Source organism: Xanthomonas sp. BRIP62411 (assembly GCF_003993525.1).
GTDB lineage: Bacteria > Pseudomonadota > Gammaproteobacteria > Xanthomonadales > Xanthomonadaceae > Xanthomonas > Xanthomonas euroxanthea.
Genome location: NZ_QEZI01000016.1, coordinates 126,786 through 146,698 on the forward strand (window position 1 = coordinate 126,786; position 19,913 = coordinate 146,698).

At 64.8% G+C, this 19,913-nt stretch carries 17 protein-coding genes and 1 tRNA gene; 14 read left to right on the top strand and 4 right to left on the bottom strand.

Annotation, left to right across the window (positions count from 1 at the left end):
* The first annotated feature begins 64 nt into the window (after positions 1-64).
* The 8 genes from EO139_RS13465 to pnp all read left to right on the top strand — a co-directional run bounded on the left by EO139_RS13465 (position 65) and on the right by pnp (position 9,509).
* Positions 65-141: transfer RNA gene (locus tag EO139_RS13465), tRNA-Met, on the top strand.
* 210 nt (positions 142-351) lie between these two features.
* A complete protein-coding gene (gene rimP / locus EO139_RS13470) occupies positions 352-942 on the top strand; it encodes a ribosome maturation factor RimP (RefSeq protein WP_126971025.1) in 591 nt (196 codons plus the stop codon).
* 4 nt (positions 943-946) lie between these two features.
* The gene (gene nusA, locus EO139_RS13475; RefSeq protein WP_016903006.1) at positions 947-2,458 is read left to right on the top strand and encodes a transcription termination factor NusA; all 1,512 of its coding nucleotides are present in this window, start codon (positions 947-949) and stop codon (positions 2,456-2,458) included.
* Positions 2,459-2,553: 95 nt separating this feature from the next.
* The gene (gene infB / locus EO139_RS13480; RefSeq protein ID WP_164739843.1) at positions 2,554-5,262 is read left to right on the top strand and encodes a translation initiation factor IF-2; all 2,709 of its coding nucleotides are present in this window, start codon (positions 2,554-2,556) and stop codon (positions 5,260-5,262) included.
* Positions 5,263-5,408: 146 nt separating this feature from the next.
* Complete coding sequence (gene rbfA / locus EO139_RS13485) at positions 5,409-5,801, top strand: 30S ribosome-binding factor RbfA (RefSeq protein ID WP_024937968.1); 393 nt, start codon at positions 5,409-5,411, stop codon at positions 5,799-5,801.
* An 80-nt stretch (positions 5,802-5,881) separates the two neighbouring features.
* Positions 5,882-6,808 (top strand): tRNA pseudouridine(55) synthase TruB, encoded by a 927-nt coding sequence (gene truB / locus EO139_RS13490; RefSeq protein WP_119131320.1) that lies wholly within the window; start codon positions 5,882-5,884, stop codon positions 6,806-6,808.
* 156 nt (positions 6,809-6,964) lie between these two features.
* Positions 6,965-7,225 (top strand): 30S ribosomal protein S15, encoded by a 261-nt coding sequence (gene rpsO, locus EO139_RS13495; protein WP_003485583.1) that lies wholly within the window; start codon positions 6,965-6,967, stop codon positions 7,223-7,225.
* 169 nt (positions 7,226-7,394) lie between these two features.
* A complete protein-coding gene (gene pnp / locus EO139_RS13500; RefSeq protein ID WP_104581972.1) occupies positions 7,395-9,509 on the top strand; it encodes a polyribonucleotide nucleotidyltransferase in 2,115 nt (704 codons plus the stop codon).
* A 225-nt stretch (positions 9,510-9,734) separates the two neighbouring features.
* Here the strand turns inward: pnp and EO139_RS13505 are convergent, their stop codons facing one another.
* From EO139_RS13505 to EO139_RS13515, 3 genes are all read right to left on the bottom strand, one after another.
* The gene (locus EO139_RS13505) at positions 9,735-10,781 is read right to left on the bottom strand and encodes a DUF2272 domain-containing protein (RefSeq protein ID WP_164739844.1); all 1,047 of its coding nucleotides are present in this window, start codon (positions 10,779-10,781) and stop codon (positions 9,735-9,737) included.
* A 62-nt stretch (positions 10,782-10,843) separates the two neighbouring features.
* Positions 10,844-11,728: a carboxylating nicotinate-nucleotide diphosphorylase gene (gene nadC / locus EO139_RS13510; protein ID WP_164739845.1), complete on the bottom strand. Its 885-nt coding sequence runs from the start codon at positions 11,726-11,728 to the stop codon at positions 10,844-10,846.
* Positions 11,725-11,994 carry a Trm112 family protein gene (locus EO139_RS13515; RefSeq protein ID WP_104648003.1) on the bottom strand — a complete coding sequence of 90 codons (270 nt, stop codon included), beginning with the start codon at positions 11,992-11,994 and terminating at the stop codon, positions 11,725-11,727. Before EO139_RS13515 ends, nadC begins: the two co-directional genes overlap by 4 nt.
* Positions 11,995-12,052: 58 nt before the next feature.
* Between EO139_RS13515 and purE the strand changes: the two genes are divergently transcribed.
* On the top strand, positions 12,053-12,556 hold the full coding sequence (purE, locus tag EO139_RS13520) for a 5-(carboxyamino)imidazole ribonucleotide mutase (protein ID WP_104581975.1): 504 nt from the start codon (positions 12,053-12,055) through the stop codon (positions 12,554-12,556).
* Positions 12,553-13,710, top strand: coding sequence for a 5-(carboxyamino)imidazole ribonucleotide synthase (locus EO139_RS13525; RefSeq protein WP_126971027.1), 1,158 nt, complete (start codon positions 12,553-12,555; stop codon positions 13,708-13,710). The genes purE and EO139_RS13525 overlap by 4 nt, the downstream gene beginning before the upstream one ends.
* Before the next feature lie 129 nt (positions 13,711-13,839).
* Here EO139_RS13525 and EO139_RS13530 read toward each other — a convergent pair whose 3' ends face one another.
* The gene (locus EO139_RS13530; protein WP_126971029.1) at positions 13,840-14,418 is read right to left on the bottom strand and encodes a Fe-Mn family superoxide dismutase; all 579 of its coding nucleotides are present in this window, start codon (positions 14,416-14,418) and stop codon (positions 13,840-13,842) included.
* 121 nt (positions 14,419-14,539) lie between these two features.
* Here EO139_RS13530 and grxD point away from each other — a divergent pair, with 121 nt between their 5' ends.
* From grxD to EO139_RS13550, 4 genes are all read left to right on the top strand, one after another.
* Entirely contained in the window at positions 14,540-14,860 is a 321-nt protein-coding gene (gene grxD, locus EO139_RS13535; protein ID WP_006450539.1) for a Grx4 family monothiol glutaredoxin, read from the top strand.
* Entirely contained in the window at positions 14,857-15,600 is a 744-nt protein-coding gene (locus EO139_RS13540) for an SDR family NAD(P)-dependent oxidoreductase (RefSeq protein WP_126971031.1), read from the top strand. Before grxD ends, EO139_RS13540 begins: the two co-directional genes overlap by 4 nt.
* The gene (locus EO139_RS13545; RefSeq protein ID WP_005996031.1) at positions 15,597-16,196 is read left to right on the top strand and encodes a YhgN family NAAT transporter; all 600 of its coding nucleotides are present in this window, start codon (positions 15,597-15,599) and stop codon (positions 16,194-16,196) included. The genes EO139_RS13540 and EO139_RS13545 overlap by 4 nt, the downstream gene beginning before the upstream one ends.
* Before the next feature lie 452 nt (positions 16,197-16,648).
* Entirely contained in the window at positions 16,649-19,894 is a 3,246-nt protein-coding gene (locus EO139_RS13550) for a TonB-dependent receptor (RefSeq protein ID WP_126971033.1), read from the top strand.
* Positions 19,895-19,913: the final 19 nt, after the last annotated feature.

A 19,913-nucleotide genomic window follows, 5' to 3' on the forward strand; every position in this document is an offset into this window, starting at 1 on the left:
TTTCAATCGATGAAAAACTAGGGCTTGCAATTGCCGCTCAAGTTCTTCATAATTCCGCTTCTGCTGCGGGGTGGAGCAGTCTGGCAGCTCGTCGGGCTCATAACCCGAAGGTCGCAGGTTCAAATCCTGCCCCCGCTACCAAGTTTTGAAGTACTGCTTTAATGCAATGCCTTAGGGCAGTACTTCAGCTTCTTGGATCGCAAAGACGCATGTTCCCGTCTTTGCGCCGACCCTGAGAGGTCGGGCTTTTTTCACGCAAGGGGCCCATCGGGCCCCTTGTTTTTTCCGGAACCGGAAAGTTTGCTGCCGGTTGCCGGGGTTCTACTGGCAATCATCTGATCAGGGCAGTCTGTGAGCGAAAAAGCGACCGAAATCGCGAATCTGCTGAGTCCAACGGTTGAGTCCCTGGGCTTGGAACTGCTGGGTGTGGAATATCTTCCCGCTCCAGGTGGCGCCACATTGCGCCTGTACATCGATGTGCCGCTGGCCGAACAGCCCGAGCGTGTGATCAACGTCGATGACTGCGAGCGCGTGAGCCGTGAAGTGTCGGCCCAGCTCGACGTCGAAGATCCCATCACCGGCAACTACACGCTAGAGGTGTCTTCGCCGGGTGTGGACCGTCCGTTGTTCACGCTGGAGCAGTTCGGCCGTCACGCCGGCGAGTCCGCCAAGATCGTGTTGAAGCTGGCGCAGGATGGTCGGCGCCGCTTCCAGGGCCAGATCGTGCGGATCGACTCGGAAGCAGAGGCGGTGGTGTTCGCCATCGACGGCAAGGACGTGCAGATCGGCTTCGACAACATCGACAAGGCGCGCATTCTGCCGGATTGGGTCGCTCTGGGCCTGGCCCCGCAAAAACCGAACAAGCCCGGCCCGAAGAAACCCGGGCACGAGAAGAAGAAACCATCCAACGAGTCGGCGGCTGGCAAGCCGCGCGCGGAGTGACGAAATGAGCAAGGAACTTTTGCTGGTAGTGGATGCGGTGGCCAACGAAAAGGGCGTGCCGCGCGAAGTGATCTTCGATGCGATCGAGGCCGCGTTGGCTTCCGCAGCGAAGAAGCGCTATCCCGACCAGGACGTGCTGACGCGCGTGACCATCGACCACAAGGACGGTAACTACGAAACCTATCGCCGCTGGGAAGTGGTTGCCGACGATGTGGTGATGGAATCCCCGGATCGCCAGGTGCGCCTGATGGATGCCGTCGACGAGGCTGACGGCGTCGATGTGGGCGACTACATCGAAGAACAGATCGAAAACCCGGACTTCGGCCGCATCGCCGCGCAGGCTGCCAAGCAGGTGATCGTGCAGCGTGTGCGCGAAGCCGAGCGTCAGCAGGTGGTCGATGCCTGGAAGGACCGCGTCGGCGAGTTGATCACCGGTGTGGTCAAGCGCGCCGAGCGCGGCAATATCTTTGTCGATCTGGGCGGCAATGCCGAAGCCTTCATCCCCAAGGACAAGGGCATCCCGCGCGACGTGCTGCGGCCGGGCGACCGCGTACGCGGCTATCTGGCCGAAGTGCGTTCCGAGCCGCGCGGCCCGCAGCTGTTCATCAGCCGCGCCGCGCCGGAATTCATGATCGAGCTGTTCAAGCTCGAAGTGCCGGAGGTGGGCCAGGGCCTGGTCGAGATCAAGGCCTGCGCCCGCGATCCGGGCGATCGCGCCAAGATCGCAGTGATCGCGCATGACACCCGCACCGATCCGATCGGCGCGTGCATCGGTATGCGTGGTTCGCGCGTGCAGGCAGTGTCCAACGAGCTCAATGGCGAGCGCGTGGACATCGTGTTGTGGAACGAGAACCCGGCCAACTTCGTCATCAACGCGATGGCGCCGGCAGAAGTGCAGTCGATCATCGTCGATGAAGACAAGCACTCGATGGATCTGGCCGTGGCGGAAGACCGCCTGGCCCAGGCGATCGGCAAGGGCGGCCAGAACGTGCGTCTGGCCAGCCGCCTGACCGGTTGGCAGCTCAACGTGATGACCGCCGACCAGGTGGCCGCCAAGTCCGAAGCCGAACAGACCTCCGCGCGCCAGTTGTTCATGGATCGCCTGGAAGTGGACGAGGAAATCGCAGCGATCCTGGTGACCGAGGGCTTCAATACGGTCGAGGAAATCGCCTACGTGCCGGTCGGCGAGTTGCTGGCGGTGGAAGGCTTCGACGAAGACATCGTCGAAGAGTTGCGCGCCCGTGCCCGCGATGCGTTGCTCAACGCCGCGCTGGCAGAAGAAGAAGGCCTGGAAGGAACTCAGCCCACCGAGGACCTGCTGGCGCTGGAGGGGATGGACGAGGAAACGGCCTTTGCTCTGGCCGAGCACGGCGTGCGCACCAGCGAGGACTTGTCCGACCTGGCAGCGGACGAGATCGTCGACTTCGGCATCGAGGGCTTGACCCAGGAGCGCGCCGCGGCGCTGATCCTGGCGGCCCGCGCCGAGGAGATCGCCCGTTTGGAGCGCGGCGAATGAGCCGGCAATGAACCGCGCCCTGACCCCATCAGGGCTTAGAATCAGCGTTTCCCTTGCTCTGGGCGAGGGGGCGCCAACCAGATCATAGGATCCGAATGTCGCAGCAAACCACCATCCGCAAGCTTGCCGAACTGGTCAATACGCCGGTCGATAAACTGCTGGTTCAACTGGCCGAGGCCGGAATGAAGTTCAGCGGTCCCGACCAGGTCGTGACCAGCACCGAGAAGATGAAACTGCTTGGCTTCCTGCGCCGCACGCATGGCAAGGCCGACACGCCCGCCGAAGCGGCGAGCGAAGCAGCCAAGAAGATCACGCTCAACCGGCGCAAGCTGCAGGAAGTCACGGTCAGCGCCGGCCGCACCAAGACCACGGTCAACGTGGAAGTGCGGCAGAAGCGCACCTACGTGAAGTCCGAAAACGAAGGCGGCGGCCGCCCTGCGCCGATGACGCCGGACGAGGAGCGCGCCGACATCCTGGCCAAGCTCGCCGCTTCGCGTCAGCGCAATCTCGACGAGCAGCAGGCGCTGGCCGAAAGCGATCGTCTGCGCGATGAAGCGATTCAGCGCAAGCGTGAAGAAGAGCAGGCCGCCAAGGACCGTGCAGAAGCCGAGCGCAAGGCTGCCGAGGAAGCCGCTGCGGCTGCCAGTGCGCCGGCCCCGGTTGCTGCTGCGCCGACGCCGTCCGCACCTGCCGCGCGTGCACCGTCTTCGCCGTCGTCGGCACCGCGTCCGGCCCGTCCGGCTGGCGCGTCGCCGGCATCGCGCCCGGCCACGCCGGCGCGCCCGGACGATCGTTCCAATGCGGCCAAGCACAAGACGCGCGGTTCGCACGTCATGGTGGCCGGTGTCGAAGACGACGATGCGACCAAGCGTTTCGCCGGGCAGTTGCATCTGTCTGCGGCTGATCGTGCGCGCCGTTCCAATGTGCGCGGCAAGCCGACCGGTCGTCCCGGTTCGTCGTCCTCGCGCCGTGGCAACGACAGCGGCCGTGGCGGCAACCAGGGCAACAGCGGTCCGCACGGGTTCGAGCGTCCGACCGCACCGGTGGTGCGCGAAGTGGCGATCGGCGACACCATCACCGTGGCCGACCTGGCGCAAAAGCTCGCGCTCAAGGGCGGCGACGTGGTCAAGGCGCTGTTCAAGATGGGCGTCATGGCGACCATCACCCAGAGCATCGACCATGACACCGCCGCGCTGGTGACCGAAGAGCTCGGCCACAAGGCCGTGCGTGCCGACAATGCCGACTTCGAGGATGCGCTGCTGGCGCATGCCGAGGATGCGCAGGGCGAGACCACCTCGCGTCCGCCGGTGGTGACCATCATGGGTCATGTCGATCACGGCAAGACCTCGTTGCTGGATTACATCCGTCGCACCAAGATCGCCTCGGGCGAAGCCGGCGGCATCACCCAGCACATCGGTGCGTACCACGTCGAAACCGGCCGTGGCGTCATCAGCTTCCTGGATACGCCCGGCCATGCCGCGTTTACCTCGATGCGTGCCCGTGGCGCCAAGATCACCGACATCGTGGTGCTGGTGGTCGCGGCCGATGACGGCGTGATGCCGCAGACCAAGGAAGCGGTGGCGCATGCCAAGGCGGCGGGCGTTCCGTTGATCGTGGCGGTCAACAAGATCGACAAGGCCGGCGCGGATCCGCTGCGGGTAAAGAATGAGTTGCTGGCCGAAAACGTGGTGGCCGAAGAGTTCGGCGGCGATACCCAGTTCATCGAGGTGTCGGCCAAGCTCGGTACCGGTGTGGACACGTTGCTGGACGCGATCTCGCTGCAGGCCGAAGTGCTGGAACTCAAGGCGGTGGCCGAAGGCCGCGCCAGCGGTACCGTCATCGAGTCCTCGCTGGACAAGGGCCGTGGCCCGGTCGCAACGGTGCTGGTGCAGCAGGGCGCGCTGAAGCGTGGCGATTACCTGGTGTGCGGTATCCAGTACGGCCGCGTGCGTGCGCTGTTCGACGAGACTGGCCACCAGCCGGCCTCGGCCGGCCCATCGATTCCGGTGCAGGTGCTCGGCCTGTCCGGCGTGCCGGAAGCCGGTGATGATTTCGTGGTCGTCGACGACGAGCGTCTGGCCAAGGACGTTGCGCAGCAGCGCGAAACCAAGCGCCGCGAGTCGCGCCTGGTCGCCTCGGCCAGCAACCGCATGGAAGACATCCTGGCCCAGATGGGCAAGGGCGAAGGCCAGCAGGTGCTGAACCTGGTGATCAAGGCCGACGTGCAGGGTTCGGTGGAAGCACTGAAGCAGTCGCTGGTGGCATTGTCCAATGACGACATCCGCATCAACGTGATCCACTCCGGCGTGGGCGGCATCACCGAGTCCGATGCGAATTCGGCGGCGGCTTCCAAAGCCACGATCATCGGCTTCAACGTGCGTGCCGATGCCTCGGCGCGCAAGATCGTCGAGTCCAACGGCATCGATCTGCGTTACTTCTCGATCATCTATGACGTGATCGACCAGGTGAAGCAGGTGGCGTCCGGTCTGCTCGGCGTGGAAATCCGCGAAGAGATCATCGGTATCGCGCAGGTTCGCGACGTGTTCCGCAGCTCCAAGTTCGGTGCGGTTGCAGGCTGCATGATCATCGAAGGCGTGGTGAAGCGCAGCAAGCCGATCCGCGTGCTCCGCGACAGCGTCGTGGTGTTCGAGGGCGAGCTGGAATCGTTGCGCCGCTTCAAGGAAAACGTCGAGGAAGTGCGCAACGGTACCGAATGCGGTATCGGCGTGAAGGCCTACAACGACGTCAAGGCCGGCGATCAGATCGAGTGCTTCGAGCGTATCGAAGTCGCCCGCACGCTGTAACGGTTGCCGGGGCCTGCGGGCCCCGGACTCCGTCGAGCGGAGTCGTTCCGTAACGCAAGTTCTGCAAGGCGAGGGCGGCATGGCCGCCCGCGTCCGTTTTTGGCTTCGGTGCCAACTGGCCCTCCGAATCAACCAGGTCCACGACCATGCCAACCAAATCATTCCATCGCACCGACCGCGTTTCGGCGCAGGTGCGCCGCGACCTCGGCACGATCGTGCACGCGGCCGTGCGCGACCACGGCCTGCCGTCGGTCAGCGTGTCCGACGTCGAAATCAGCCGCGACCTGGCGCATGCCAAGGTGTTTGTCACCGCGCTGCAGCAGGAGCGCTCGGCCGAAGCGGTCAAGGGGCTCAAGGAAATCGCAGGTCAGCTGCGCACGCAGCTGGCACGCGCGATGAAGCTGCGGCATGTGCCCGAGCTGCATTTCCATTACGACGATTCGGTCGACCGCGGCGAGCGTATCGACAACCTGCTGCGTGACCTGGACGATGTCGGCCCCGAGGCCGCGTCCAGCGACGAGGACGCCGAGCAGCGCTGAGCGCTGCCGGCCGGCCGGCTGTTGACCAGCGGCCCTGATTTCAACGGGCGCGCACGGTGCCCGATTCGAGCACTGATCTCTTGAAACCCCGCATCGTCTATCGCCCGTTGCACGGCATCCTGTTGCTCGACAAGCCGGCTGGAGTCAGCTCCAACACGGCATTGCAGTCCGCGCGTCGCTTGTTGCGTGCCGAAAAGGGCGGCCACACGGGCAGCCTGGACCCGCTGGCCACCGGCCTGCTGCCGCTGTGTCTGGGCGAGGCGACCAAGATTGCCGGCCTGCTGCTCGGTTCTGCCAAGGCCTACGATGCCGAGGTCGTGCTGGGTGTCACCACCGATACCGACGATGCCGATGGTCAGGTCCTGCGCGAGCGTGCAGTGCCCGCACTGGACGAAGACGCGCTGCGTGCAGCGCTGACGCCCTTCATCGGGCGCATCCGCCAACAGGCGCCAATCTATTCCGCGCTCAAGCAGGGCGGCGAGCCGCTGTACGCCAAGGCACGCCGTGGCGAGGCGATCGAGGCGCCGGTACGCGAGGTCGAGGTGCAGGCGATCGACGTGATCGGCTACGCCGCGCCGCGGCTGCAACTGCGCGTGACCTGCGGCTCGGGCACCTATATCCGCAGCCTGGCGCGCGATCTGGGCGAAGTGCTCGGCTGCGGTGCGCATATCGCCTCGCTGCGCCGGCTCTGGGTCGAGCCGTTTCGCACGCCGCAGATGATCACGCTGGAGGCGCTGTCGGCTGCCCTGGAAGCGGGCACCGACGCACAGGACCTGCTGCTGCCGATCGAGGCCGGACTGGCCGATTTTGCGCGGATCGTGCTCGATGCCGCGCACGCGGCACGTTTTCGCATGGGCCAGCGTCTGCGCGATGCGGCATTTCCGACCGGCCAGGTGGCGGTGTTCGGACCCGACGGAACCCCCTCCGGGCTAGGCCTGGTGGACGCGGAGGGGCGCTTGTCGCCGCAGCGATTGTTCAATGGACTGAACGAAGTGGCGTCTTGTTAAGGTTTAGTCAACTTGTTCCCGGGGCCGCACGACGTTACAATTTTGCGGCCCCGATCGGGGCACCTCAGCGCCAAGCGCGCTCATCCCAAGCAAACGGCGAGTCCGGCGGTGCGTCATGCACGTTCCTGTCGACCACGCATCTATCGAGTAAACATCATGTCCGTCGACACCCAGAAAGTTATTGAAGACAACAAGCGCAGCGCCCAGGACACCGGTTCGCCGGAAGTGCAGGTCGCCCTGCTGACCGCGCGCATCGAGCTGCTGACTGGCCACTTCAAGACCCACAAGAAGGATCACCACAGCCGTCGTGGCCTGCTGCAGATGGTCAACCGCCGCCGCAGCCTGCTCGACTACCTGAAGAAGAAGGACAACGAGCGTTACAAGTCCTTGATCGAGAAGCTCGGCCTGCGCCGCTAATCGAGTCCTACCGCCGCGGCGCAGCGATGCGCCGCGGCTTTGTTTTGGTCATTCGCATTACGTTATCTGCAGCATGCAGTTCATGGGCCGGAGCCTCCCGGCCGCCCGTTCTCGGCATGGGTCGACGACGGTCCAACGAAGACAGCAACACCTAAGGGAAAAAACCTCCGTGGCAAAAATCACCAAAACCTTCCAGTACGGCAAGCACACCGTCACCCTGGAGACGGGCGAAATCGCTCGCCAGGCAGGCGGCGCCGTCATCGTCAAGTTCGACGACACCGTACTGCTGGTCACCGCCGTCGCCGCCAAGAGTGCGCGCGAAGGGCAGGACTTCTTTCCTCTGACGGTCGATTATCAGGAGAAGTTCTACGCCGGCGGCCGCATCCCGGGCGGCTTCTTCAAGCGCGAAGGACGTGCGACCGAGAAGGAAACGTTGATCTCGCGCCTGATCGATCGCCCGATCCGTCCGCTGTTCCCGGAGGACTACAAGAACGAAGTGCAGATCATCGCCACCGTGATGTCGATGAACCCGGACATCGACGGCGATATCGCCGCGCTGATCGGCGCATCGGCCGCGCTGTCGCTGGCCGGCACCCCGTTCAACGGCCCGATCGCTGCGGCGAAGGTCGGCTACAAGAATGGCGAATACATCCTCAACCCGACCGTGACCGAGCTGAAGGATTCGCAGCTGGAGCTGGTCGTGGCCGGTACCGCCAACGCGGTGCTGATGGTCGAGTCCGAAGCCGAGCTGCTGTCCGAAGAAGTGATGCTGGGCGCGGTGACGTTCGGCCATCGCGAGATGCAGAAGGTCATCAACATCATCAATGAGCTGACCGTCGAAGCCGGCACCAAGCCGTCCGACTGGGTGGCCCCGGCCAAGAATGACGGCATGATCGCCGCGCTGAAGGAAGCGGTGGGCGATCAGCTCGCGTCGGCATTCCAGGTGCGCGACAAGCTGCAGCGCCGTGATGCGATTTCGGCGATCAAGAAGGACGTGCTGGGTGCGCTGGCACCGCGCGCCACCGTCGAAGGCTGGGCTGCCGGTGATCTGTCCAAGGAGTTCGGCGAGCTGGAATACCAGACCATGCGTGGTTCGGTGCTGAGCACCAAGGTGCGCATCGACGGCCGTGCACTGGATACCGTGCGTCCGATCAGCGCCAAGGCCGGCGTGCTGCCGCGTACCCATGGCTCGGCGCTGTTCACCCGCGGCGAGACCCAGGCGATCGTGATCACCACGCTCGGCACCGCACGCGACGGTCAGGTCATCGACGCCGTCTCGGGCGAGTACAAGGAAAACTTCCTGTTCCATTACAACTTCCCTCCGTACTCGGTGGGCGAGTGCGGTCGTTTCGGTGCGCCGAAGCGTCGCGAGATCGGCCACGGCCGTCTGGCCAAGCGCGGCGTGCTGGCCGTGATGCCGAGCCTGGAAGAATTCCCGTACACCATCCGCGTGGTCTCGGAAATCACCGAGTCCAACGGTTCGTCCTCGATGGCCTCGGTCTGCGGCAGCTCGCTGGCGCTGATGGATGCCGGCGTGCCGATCAAGGCGCCGGTCGCGGGTATCGCGATGGGTCTGGTCAAGGAAGGCAACGACTTCGTCGTGCTGTCGGACATCCTGGGTGACGAAGATCACCTCGGCGACATGGACTTCAAGGTGGCCGGTACTGCCGAAGGCGTGTCCGCGCTGCAGATGGACATCAAGATCGAAGGCATCACCGAAGAGATCATGAAGCAGGCATTGCAGCAGGCCAAGGCCGGCCGTCTGCACATCCTCGGCGAGATGGCGCATGCCCTGACCACCCCGCGTCAGGAACTGAGCGATTACGCCCCGCGCCTGCTGACCATCAAGATCCACCCGGACAAGATCCGCGAAGTGATCGGCAAGGGTGGCTCGACCATCCAGGCCATCACCAAGGAAACCGGTACGCAGATCGACATCCAGGACGACGGCACGATCATCATCGCGTCGGTCAACGCCATCGCTGCGCAGGCTGCGAAGTCGCGCATCGAGCAGATCACCTCGGACGTGGAGCCGGGCCGCATCTACGAAGGCAAGGTCGCCAAGATCATGGACTTCGGTGCGTTCGTCACCATCCTGCCGGGCAAGGACGGCCTGGTGCACGTCTCGCAGATTTCCAGCGAGCGCGTGGAGAAGGTCGGCGACAAGCTGAAGGAAGGCGATCTGGTCCGCGTCAAGGTGCTGGAAGTGGACAAGCAGGGCCGTATCCGTCTGTCGATCAAGGCAGTGGAAGAAGGCGAAGGCCTGCCGGCATCGGCCGAGTAATCGCCACGGTTTGACGCGTTACGAAAAGCGGGCTTCGGCCCGCTTTTTTATTGGGTGTTTAGGGCAATCGCCGGTGCCTTGATCCTTCTCCTGCGGGAGAAGGTGCCCCGCAGGGGCGGATGAGGGTACGGGCGAAGCCTGGTGTGGTCGAACCTTGGCCAGGGCTTCGCTTCCGTACCCTCACCCCAGCCCCTCTCCCGACGGGAGAGGGGCTTTGAGCCTTGCTTACCCGGGCTGCTGGGTCGGCGCGGGCTGTGTTTCCGGACGCGGTGGCACGACGCGTGGAAAACCCGGCGGCATCGTTGCGGGCAAGGTGGTTGGCGAAGGCAGTGGCTCGACCGGCGGAGGTGCAGTCATCGCCGCATCCGGGCGCAGCTTCAACAAGGCCGCCCAGTCGCGTCGATTGAAATCGCAGAGTTCCTCGTGGGCCGGCGTGCACTCGTTGGCGATGCCCAGGCCGTCCTCGCTCTGGTCCTGGCTGCCGTCGGACTGCGGTGCCGGCAATACCACGCGGCCGGCGCGGTCCAGCGGCATCTTGCGCATCATCACCGTGTTGAACACATTGCCGCCGATCAGGTACAGGGTGCGATCGCCACCGACGTTGGCGGCGATCACCACGTCGCAATGCGATTGCCACGGCATCGGCGCGCTGCCGCCAAGCCCGGCCCTGAGGCCGGCATAGCCCAGCGCGACACTGCGCCCGCGCAACAGGCACAGCAGATCGCCGGGAGCGGGCTTCTCCACTGCCGGGTCGGTGAACTGGTAGGGCCCACTGGCGCCATCGTTGTAGGCGCTGCGGATGTAATCCAGATGGCGTGCAGAGCGATGGAAGCCGCTCAGGCCGGCCTGTGTCATCACCCAGGAGATGAAGGCAGCCGACCACGGGTTGTCGACCAGGAACGCACGGCAATCGCTGGCGGTGTAGCGCGTGCCATCCAGTGCCGCGCAGCTCGACGCGCCCGGGCGCCCGCCCATCGATGCGAGCGTGCCGCTGTCGCGCCAGTAGCCTGCCACGCGTTGCCACGCGACCACGCCATGGTCGGCGAGATAGCCTGATTCGGCTTCGGTCACGCCCAGGCTGGCCAGACGCCCCTTGGCATCGATAAACGGGCGTTGCCACAAGCGATGCTCGTTGCAGGCATTGCGCACGATGGCGATTGCAGCAGGGCTGGTGCCGAAGCGTGGCGGCACGTCGCAGACTTCCGCGGCGGCCGCGGTGCCGCCCCATGCGGCCAACACCAGACAGAGCCACGGCCAAGGTTTTACAGTCATCGCAGATCCTGCACAGAACAATCGCAGCAGGCTGACAGAGCCGGCTGCGGGCACGCGTGAAATCAGTGCGGTGGCGGGCCGAGTTTGAGCGACAGATCGACGGCGTGCACGTGCTTGGTGAGCCCGCCGATGGAGATGCAATCCACGCCATCGGCCGCAATGGCGGCAATGCCGGCCAGATCCACGCTGCCGGAGACTTCCAGCGGAATGCGTTGGTCGCGCGGCAGGGCGGCAACGATGCGCACTGCCTCGCGCCGCAGTGCCGGGTCGAAATCGTCGATCAGGATGCGCGTACACCCGACCTGCAAGGCCTCGCGCAGCTGCTCCAGAGTTTCCACCTCCACCACCAGCGGCAACTGCGGTTGCTGCGCACGTGCGGCATGCACGGCGGCGCTCAACGAGCCGGCGGCGCGGATATGGTTTTCCTTGAGCATCACCGTGTCGAACAGCCCGATGCGGTGATTGTCGCCGCCACCGCAACGCACGGCGTATTTCTGCGCGGCGCGCAGGCCCGGCAGCGTCTTGCGCGTATCCAGGATGCGCGTGCCGGTGCCGGCCACGGCGGCGACGTATGCAGCGGTGGTGGTGGCGGCAGCCGACAGCGTCTGCAGGAAGTTGAGCGAGGTGCGCTCGGCACTGACCAGGCTGCGGCTGCGGCCACGCAGCAGCGCCAGCACCGTGCCGGCGGCAACGTGCTGGCCTTCGTGTACCTGCCAGTCGATACGCACCTGCGGATCGAGTGCGCGGTGCGTGGCGTCGAACCAGGGCCGCCCGGCGATCACGGCATCCTGCTTGCACAGCAGGTACGCGCTGTCTGGCTGATCAGGCAACAACGCCGCAGTCACATCGCCGCTGCCGATGTCCTCGGCCAGCGCGCGCGCCACATCGGCATCCACCAGCGCGGCCGGCGGCGCCTTCGGCACGGCCGTGCTTGCGGAAGACGTCACTTTTCGGGGAAGTCGGCGATCTGCGCTGTGCCGATCGCTTCTTCGGCCAGCAGGACCGGAATGCCGTCGTCGACGCGGAAGACCTGCTTGCGGTCGCGCGTGATCAGTGCCTCGCGCAGCGGCTGTGTCTGCGCGGTACCGTCGGCACGCTGCAGGGTTCCGCCGGCGATGGCGGTATTGAGTGCCTCCAGGCCCTTGCCGTCGAGCAGCGAGAGCGGCTGGCGGGTGTCGGGCGAGCACAGCAGGTCGAGCAGTTTGCGATCCATCGAAGTCTTGTCTTGCGTGGAAGATGGCTAGAATACGTCTTTACCGCAGGGCAGGGCCATGACCTCCAACCACTCCGCGCCGCTGGTCGGCATCGTGATGGGTTCCCGTTCCGATTGGGAAACCATGCAACACGCAGCTCAGAAGCTCGATGCGCTGGGCGTGCCTTACGAAGTCAAGGTGGTCTCGGCGCACCGCACACCGGATGTGTTGTTCAGCTATGCAGAGCAGGCGGGCGACCGCGGCCTGCGCGCGATCATCGCTGGCGCCGGTGGCGCAGCGCACCTGCCCGGCATGCTGGCGGCCAAGACGGCGGTGCCGGTGCTCGGTGTGCCGGTGCAGTCCAAGGCGCTCAACGGCATGGATTCGCTGCTGTCGATCGTGCAGATGCCGGCCGGGATTCCGGTGGCGACGTTTGCGATCGGCAACGCCGGCGCGGCCAATGCGGCCTTGTTCGCCGCTGCGATGCTGGCGCCGGAGCAGGCGCAGATCGGTCAGGCACTGGCGCAGTTTCGCGCCAGGCAGACCGACGATGTCATGGCCAGCGACGACCCGCGCCAATGACCACGGTTGGCATTCTGGGTGGCGGCCAGTTGGCCCGCATGCTGGTACTGGCCGGCGCGCCGCTGGGCTTGCGGTTTGCGGTGTTCGACCCGGCCGCCGACGGCTGCGCAGGGCAGGTGGCGCCGCTGCAGGCGGGCGCTTTCGACGATGCCGCCGCGCTTGCCGCATTCGCCGCACACGTGGATGTGATCACCTTCGATTTCGAAAACGTGCCGGCTGCCAGCGCGCAGCAATTGGCCGCGCAGGTGCCGGTGTTTCCCAGTGCTGCCGCGTTGGCGGTGGCGCAGGACCGGCTGAGCGAAAAGACCCTGTTCCGCGAGCTCGGCATTCCGGTGCCCGCGTTCGCCGCCATCGACGACCGTGCGGGACTGGATGCCGCGTTGGCCCGTATCGGCACGCCGTGCGTGCTCAAGACGCGCCGCTTCGGTTACGACGGCAAGGGCCAGTTCCGCATCAAGACGCCGGCCGATGCCGATGCCGCGTGGGACGCGCTCGGCGCGCAGGCCGCCAAGGTCGGCCTGATCGTGGAAGCCTTCGTACCGTTCGAGCGCGAGGTCAGCGTGGTGGCCGTGCGTGGGCGCGATGGCGAGTTCCGTGCCTGGCCGCTGACCGAAAACTGGCATGTGGACGGTGTGCTCTCGGCCAGTCTTGCGCCGGCGCATGTGGATGCCGGGTTGCAGGCGGTGGCAGAGGCGCATGCGCGCGCGATCGCCGAGCGCGTGGACTACGTGGGCGTCTTCGCGCTCGAGCTGTTCGTGCGCGATGGCCAACTGCTCGCCAACGAGATGGCGCCGCGCGTGCACAACTCCGGGCACTGGACCATCGAAGGCGCCGAGACCTCGCAATTCGAAAATCACGTGCGTGCGGTGCTCGGTTTGCCGCTCGGCAGCACCGCGATGCGTGGACATGCCTGCATGCTCAACTGGCTGGGTGCGATGCCGGACGCTGCCGCATTCCTGGCGGTGCCCGGTGGGCATTGGCACGACTACGGCAAGCAATCGCGCGAGGGCCGCAAGGTCGGCCATGCCACGCTGCGCGCCGAGACGCCGCAGGCGCTTGCGCAGGCAGTGAGCGACGCAGGCACCGCGCTGCAGCGTGAGGCACAGGTCGGTCCGGTGCTTGCGCGCTTGAGCGAAGGGTCACTCGCAGAATGAGCGTTGGCGCCGCTGCGACCCGGCGCACGCGCAGGGTCGCAGCGGAGCTGGACCGCAGTGCGCGATGCCGCCGGGTGCGCCGTCGCAACCAGTCAATTGGACGTTGACCTGCTGCAACGGCGCAAGCGGCTAGCCCAGCCGGCTGGCCACGAAATCCCAGTTGATCAGCTTCCAGAATGCGTCCAGGTATTGCGCGCGGTCCTGCCGGTAGTCCAGGTAGTACGCATGCTCCCAGAGGTCGCAGGCAAGCAACGGCGTGTCCGGGCCGGTGAGCGGCGTGGAGGCATTCGGCGTGGCGACGATCGCCAAGGTGCCATCCGGCCGCTGCACCAGCCACACCCAGCCCGAGCCGAAGCTGCCCAGGGCGACGCGTTTGAATTCCTGCCTGAAGTGCACGAAGTCGCCGAATGATTTGGCAATGCGGTCGGCCAGCCGGCCCAGCGGCTCGCCGCCGCCACGTGGGCGCAGGCACTGCCAGTAGAACGTGTGGTTCCACACCTGCGCAGCCAGATGGAACAGCGTGCCCTGCGCCTGCGCGATGATGTCTTCCAGCGTCAGCTCGGCGAACTCGCTGCCTTCGATGCGTGCATTGAGCCGATCGACCTCGCTGCGGTAACAGACGCCGTGGTGCGCCTCCAGGGTGGCGGCGGAAAGATGTGGCTCCAGAGCGGCGCGGGAGTAGGGCAGTGCAAGGTGTTCGATCGGCATGATGGCAAGGGCAGCGAAGGGAGTACGGCGACAGGTCGCGCCGAGGGCTTACAATGCGCGCCTTTGCGGAAGTCTATCCGACCCGGCGGTCGGGCCTGCCGCTCCCAGTCAGGAGAGTCCAATGCCGGTGATGGAACGGATCCAGGCCGAAGTCGAACAACACCCGATCGTGCTGTTCATGAAAGGCACCCCGCAATTTCCGATGTGCGGTTTTTCCAGCCGCGCCGTGCAGGCCCTGGTCGCTGCCGGCGCCGATCAGTTGCGCACGGTCAACGTGCTCGAAGAGCCCGAAGTACGCGCCAATCTGCCGCGCTATTCCAACTGGCCGACCTTCCCGCAATTGTTCATCCACGGCGAGTTGATCGGCGGTTGCGACATCACGCTGGAACTGTTCGAGGCCGGCGAGCTCAAGCGCATTGTCAGCGAGGCCTACCAGCCGTGAGCCTGGCGCAGGCCCAGCCCGATGTGCCGGCGCTTGCCGGGCGCGTGGTGCTGATCACCGGCGCAGCGGGCGGTCTTGGCGCAGCCGCTGCGCAGGCATGCGCAGTGGCCGGTGCGACCGTGGTGCTGCTGGGCCGCAAGCTGCGCCCGCTGGAGCGCGTCTATGACGTCGTTGCCAAGCTCGGCCCGGAGCCGTTGCTGTATCCGCTGGATCTGGCCGGCGCCACGCCGGACGACTACGCCGCGCTGGCGCAACGGCTGCAATCCGAGCTGGGTGGCTTGCACGGCCTGCTGCACTGTGCTGCCGACTTCGCCGGCCTGACCCCGGCCGAACTTGCGGCACCTGCCGACTTCGCACGCAACCTGCATGTCAACCTCACCGCGCGCGCCTGGTTGACCCAGGCCTGCTTGCCGCTGTTGCGGCAGCAAGCCGATGCGGCGGTGGTCTTCGTCGTCGACGACCCTGCACGCGTTGGCCAGGCCTATTGGGGCGCCTACGGCGCTGCCCAGCATGCGCAGCGTGGCCTGCTCGCCAGCCTGCATCAAGAAACCGCCGCCGGCCCGGTCCGCATCAGCGGACTGCAGCCCGGCCCGATGCGCACCGCCTTGCGCGCGCGCGCCTTTACCCATCAGGAAGACAGCGACGCGGTGGACCCCGCGCGCTATGCGTCCGCCTGCGTCACCTTGTTGTCCATGGCAGGTGCTTCGCACCGCGGTGCGATCTGGAGCCCTTCCGCATGACCATTCTTTCGGCGGCGCTGCTGCTGTTCCTGATCCTCGACCCGCTGGGCAACATCCCGGTGTTTCTCAGCGTGCTCAAGCCGCTGCCACCGAAGCGGCAGCGCTTCGTGCTCGCGCGCGAGTTGCTGATCGCCTTGTGCGTGCTGATGGCGTTTCTGTGGGGCGGCAAGTACGCGCTGGAGCTGATGCACCTGCGCCAGGAGTCGGTGGCGATCGCCGGCGGCATCGTGCTGTTCCTGATCGGCATCCGCATGATCTTCCCGCGTCCGGAAGGCCTGATGGGCGAGATACCCGATGGCGAGCCCTTCATCGTGCCGCTGGCGATCCCGCTGGTGGCCGGCCCGTCCGGCATGGCGGCGGTGATGCTGATGGGCAGCAACGAACCCACCCGGCTGTGGGATTGGAGCCTGGCCTTGATGATCGCCTGGATTGGTGCCTCCACCATCCTGGCCTCGGCCCCGCTGTTGTACAAACTGCTCGGTCATCGCGCACTGACCGCGATCGAGCGCCTGATGGGCATGTTGCTGGTGGCCATTTCGGTGCAGATGTTCCTGGATGGCCTGGGGACGTATTTCAAGCTACCGGTGTCGATCTGAGCCGGTCGGTGATAGGCGGGCAGGGCGTGGGAGCGATCTGTGACACTGCCTACTGAGAATCTGAAGCCGCGCCACCGACGCGTAGCGGTGCAAGCTGCGGCGGCGCCGGGATGCCTCTGTAACAAGGGCCTTCGACAGCCCTTGCCGCGCTTTCGGGCCAAATGAGCCCTGTTTTCGATAAAACGGCTCAATAGCGCGACGCTGGTCGCAGATGCCGCGCGACGTTGCGCAAGCTGGCGTTTACGCCTTCACATGCGAAGTTCATGTTGCACTGCGCGAACTTTGTCACGCCGCCGTCACAATCAGGCCTTAGCGTGTTAATCTGTTGTTAACCGTTGCGGCAGCAACCGCCGCGCGGCGAGGGACCCCAGATCATCGGCAGCCCACCCCCGGGAACGGTTGGGCTGACTGCGCCTTTTTGTCACTGCCCAACCTGTATCGAGGCTACCGAAATGACCCACCCCCGTTGTCTTCGCATGTCCAAGCTGACGCTTGGCCTTGTTGCCGCGCTCGCCGCCGCCCCCGTGTTCGCTCAGAGCACCTCTGCCGGCGTCGCTGGCCTGGTTACCAGCAGCGGCGGTCAGCCGGTGCCGAATGCCGAAGTGACGATCACCCATGTCGAATCGGGAACCGTCAGCCGCGCCACCACCGATGCCAGTGGACGCTACAACGCGCGCGGCCTGCGTGTGGGCGGGCCGTACACCATCACGATCACCAAGTCGGGTGAAGGGACGAAGACGGAAGAGGGCGTGTACCTGAACCTCAATCAGGTCAATAGCGTCGACGCATCCCTGGGCGGTGACGTGACCACGCTGGGCGCGGTGCAGGCCATCGGCGGCGATTACGGCTCGGCGCTGTTCAGTGCGAACAAGATGGGCACCGGTACCAATGTGACCCGCGAGCAGATCGAATCGCTGCCCTCGATCAACCGTAACCTGCAGGACTACGTACGTCTGGATCCGCGCGTGGCGCAGACCGACAAGGCGCGTAATGAAATTTCCGTGGGCGGCCAGAATCCGCGCTTCAACCTGATCCGTGTCGACGGTATCAGCACCAACGATGCGTTCGGCCTGGAGTCCAACGGCTTGCCGACGCCGCGCCAGCCGTTCTCGATGGATGTCATCGACGAAATCTCCGTCGACGTCGCCAACTACGACGTCACCATCACCGGCGCCACCGGCGGCGTGATCAATGCGGTCACCAAGTCCGGTACCAACGAGTTCCACGGTTCGGTGTACGGCACCTACCGTGAGAACGATTGGTCGGGCAAGAACCAGAACGATATCCGCCCGCAGCTGTTCGATAACGAAACCACCTACGGCCTGACCCTAGGCGGCCCGGTCATCAAGGACAAGCTGTTCTTCTTCGCCAACTACGAAAAGTACAAGGGCAAGGGCGTGTTCACCGGAGCCTCCGGCTACGGCCCGATCGGTTCTGGCGCGAGCAACATCGTGCAGATCCCGCAGGCCGACATCGATCGGATCATCGACATCTCGCGTAACGTCTACGGGTTTGACCCGGGAACCCTGGCGCTGCCAGCGCTGGATTCGGATTCGGAAGAAAAGGGCTTCAAGCTTGACTGGAACATCTCCGACAAGCATCGCGCCTCGTTCCGTTATGGCGAGAGCGAGCAGAGCACTGCCAACCTCAACGGTTTCGGCAATCAGGCGCTGTCGCTGAACTCGTTCCACTACGTGCGCGACTTCAGCCTCAAGACCTATACGGCCCAGTTGTTCAGCGATTGGACCGACACGTTCTCCACGGAAGCCAAGGTGTCGTACCGCGATTACTCGGCAGTGCGTACCGCTGCATCGCAGCTGCCGGCCATTGCTGTGCGCATCGGTAACAACACCGTCAACCTGGGCACCGAGCAGAGCACCCAGGCCAACGAACTGCGTACCGAAACGTGGAATGCGTTCTTTGCCGGCACGTTGTTCTTGAACGACCACACCGTCAAGTTCGGCTTCGACTACGAAGACAACGATCTGTTCAACCTGTTCGGCCAGCGCGTCTTCGGTTCCTACACGTTCAACTCGGTTGCCGACTACGCGGCCAATCGCCCGCTGAACTATCGTTATTCGCGGTCCAACAGCGGAAACATCGACGACATCGCCGCAGACTGGGGCATGCGCAATGTCGGCGTCTTCCTGCAGGACACCTGGGCCGTCAACAACAACCTGACGCTGACGTTCGGTGTGCGTTACGACGAACCGATGGTCAAGAACAGCCCGGCCTACAACGCGACCGCGTCGACGCTGTTCGGCTTCCGTAACGATCAGACCATCGATGGCAACGGCCTGTTTGAGCCGCGCTTCGGTTTCAACTACACCTTCGACAGCGACCGCCCGACCCAACTGCGCGGCGGCGTGGGCCTGTTCCAGGGGGCCGCGGCAACCGTGTGGTTGTCCAACCCGTACTCCAACACCGGCCTGGCGTACACCGATTACAACTTCTCCAGCCAGACACTGGTGAACACCAATGGCATTCGTTTCACGCCTGACATCAATAACCAGCCGATCGGTAATGGTTCGTTGAATGGCGCTACGCAGTCCGTCGATTTCGTCGACAGCAAGCTGGGTCAGCCGTCGGTATGGAAGGCCAACCTGGCATTCGATACCGAGCTGCCCTGGTACGGCATCGTGGCATCTGCCGAGGCGGTGGTGACCAAGGTCAACGAGGCGATCTACTACCAGCAGCTCAATCTGGGCAATACCAGCCGCGTGGGTCAGGATGGTCGTAACCTGTACTGGAATACTGCAGGCTTGAATCCGGCCTGCTGGTTGGACGACGGCCGTAATCCGACCGGTGCGGGCGCTCCGGCGGCTTGTGTGCGCGGCACCGCCTCGGTGGTCGATGCGCGCGGCTCGCGTGATGGGCGCTTCAACGATGCCATCATCGCCCGTCCAACCGATAAGGGCGGCAGCGAGAGCTTCACCGTCGGCCTGAACAAACCCTTCAATGGCGGCGACTGGTCGTGGGGCTTGTACTACACCTACACCGACGCCGACGAAGTCAGCGGCCTGACCAGTTCGACCTCGGGTTCGCAGCTGGGCAACAATGCGGTCTTCCAGGCCAACGAAAATGTTGCCTCGACCGCTGCGTACGAAGTCAAGAACAGCATCCTCGGCACGTTGAACTGGAAGCATGCGTTCTTCGGCGACTACGAGACCAAGTTGGGCCTGATCTACCAAGGCCGCAATGGTCGCCCGTATAGCTATGCGTTCGACAACGACGCCAATGGCGACGGCCGCCTGAACGACCTGTTGTATATCCCGGCCGGCCGCGGCGATGTGCTGTTCGGTACCGCTCGAGAAGAACAGGCGTTCTGGAACTACATCGAAGGCAACGAGTATCTGGCTGCCCGCCGTGGTCAGGTGGCCGAGCGCAACGGCGCGCGCAACTCCTGGATCAACCAGTTCGACCTGCACATCGAGCAGGAGATCCCCGGCTTCTTCAAGGACAACAAGGCCTCTCTCTGGCTTGACGTCATGAACGTCGGCAACCTGCTGAACAAGAAGTGGGGCCGTGTCGAAGAGTACGGCTTCCCGGGCATGCGTGGTGTCGTGGAATACGGTGGTGTCGATGCGGCCAGCGGCAAGTACGTGTACCGCTTCAATACCCCGGACCAGTCCACGGTCTACGACGATCGCGGCATCTCCCGCTGGGCGCTGCAGCTGGGCTTCCGCTATCAGTTCTAAAGCTGGCTAGCGTGTCGAA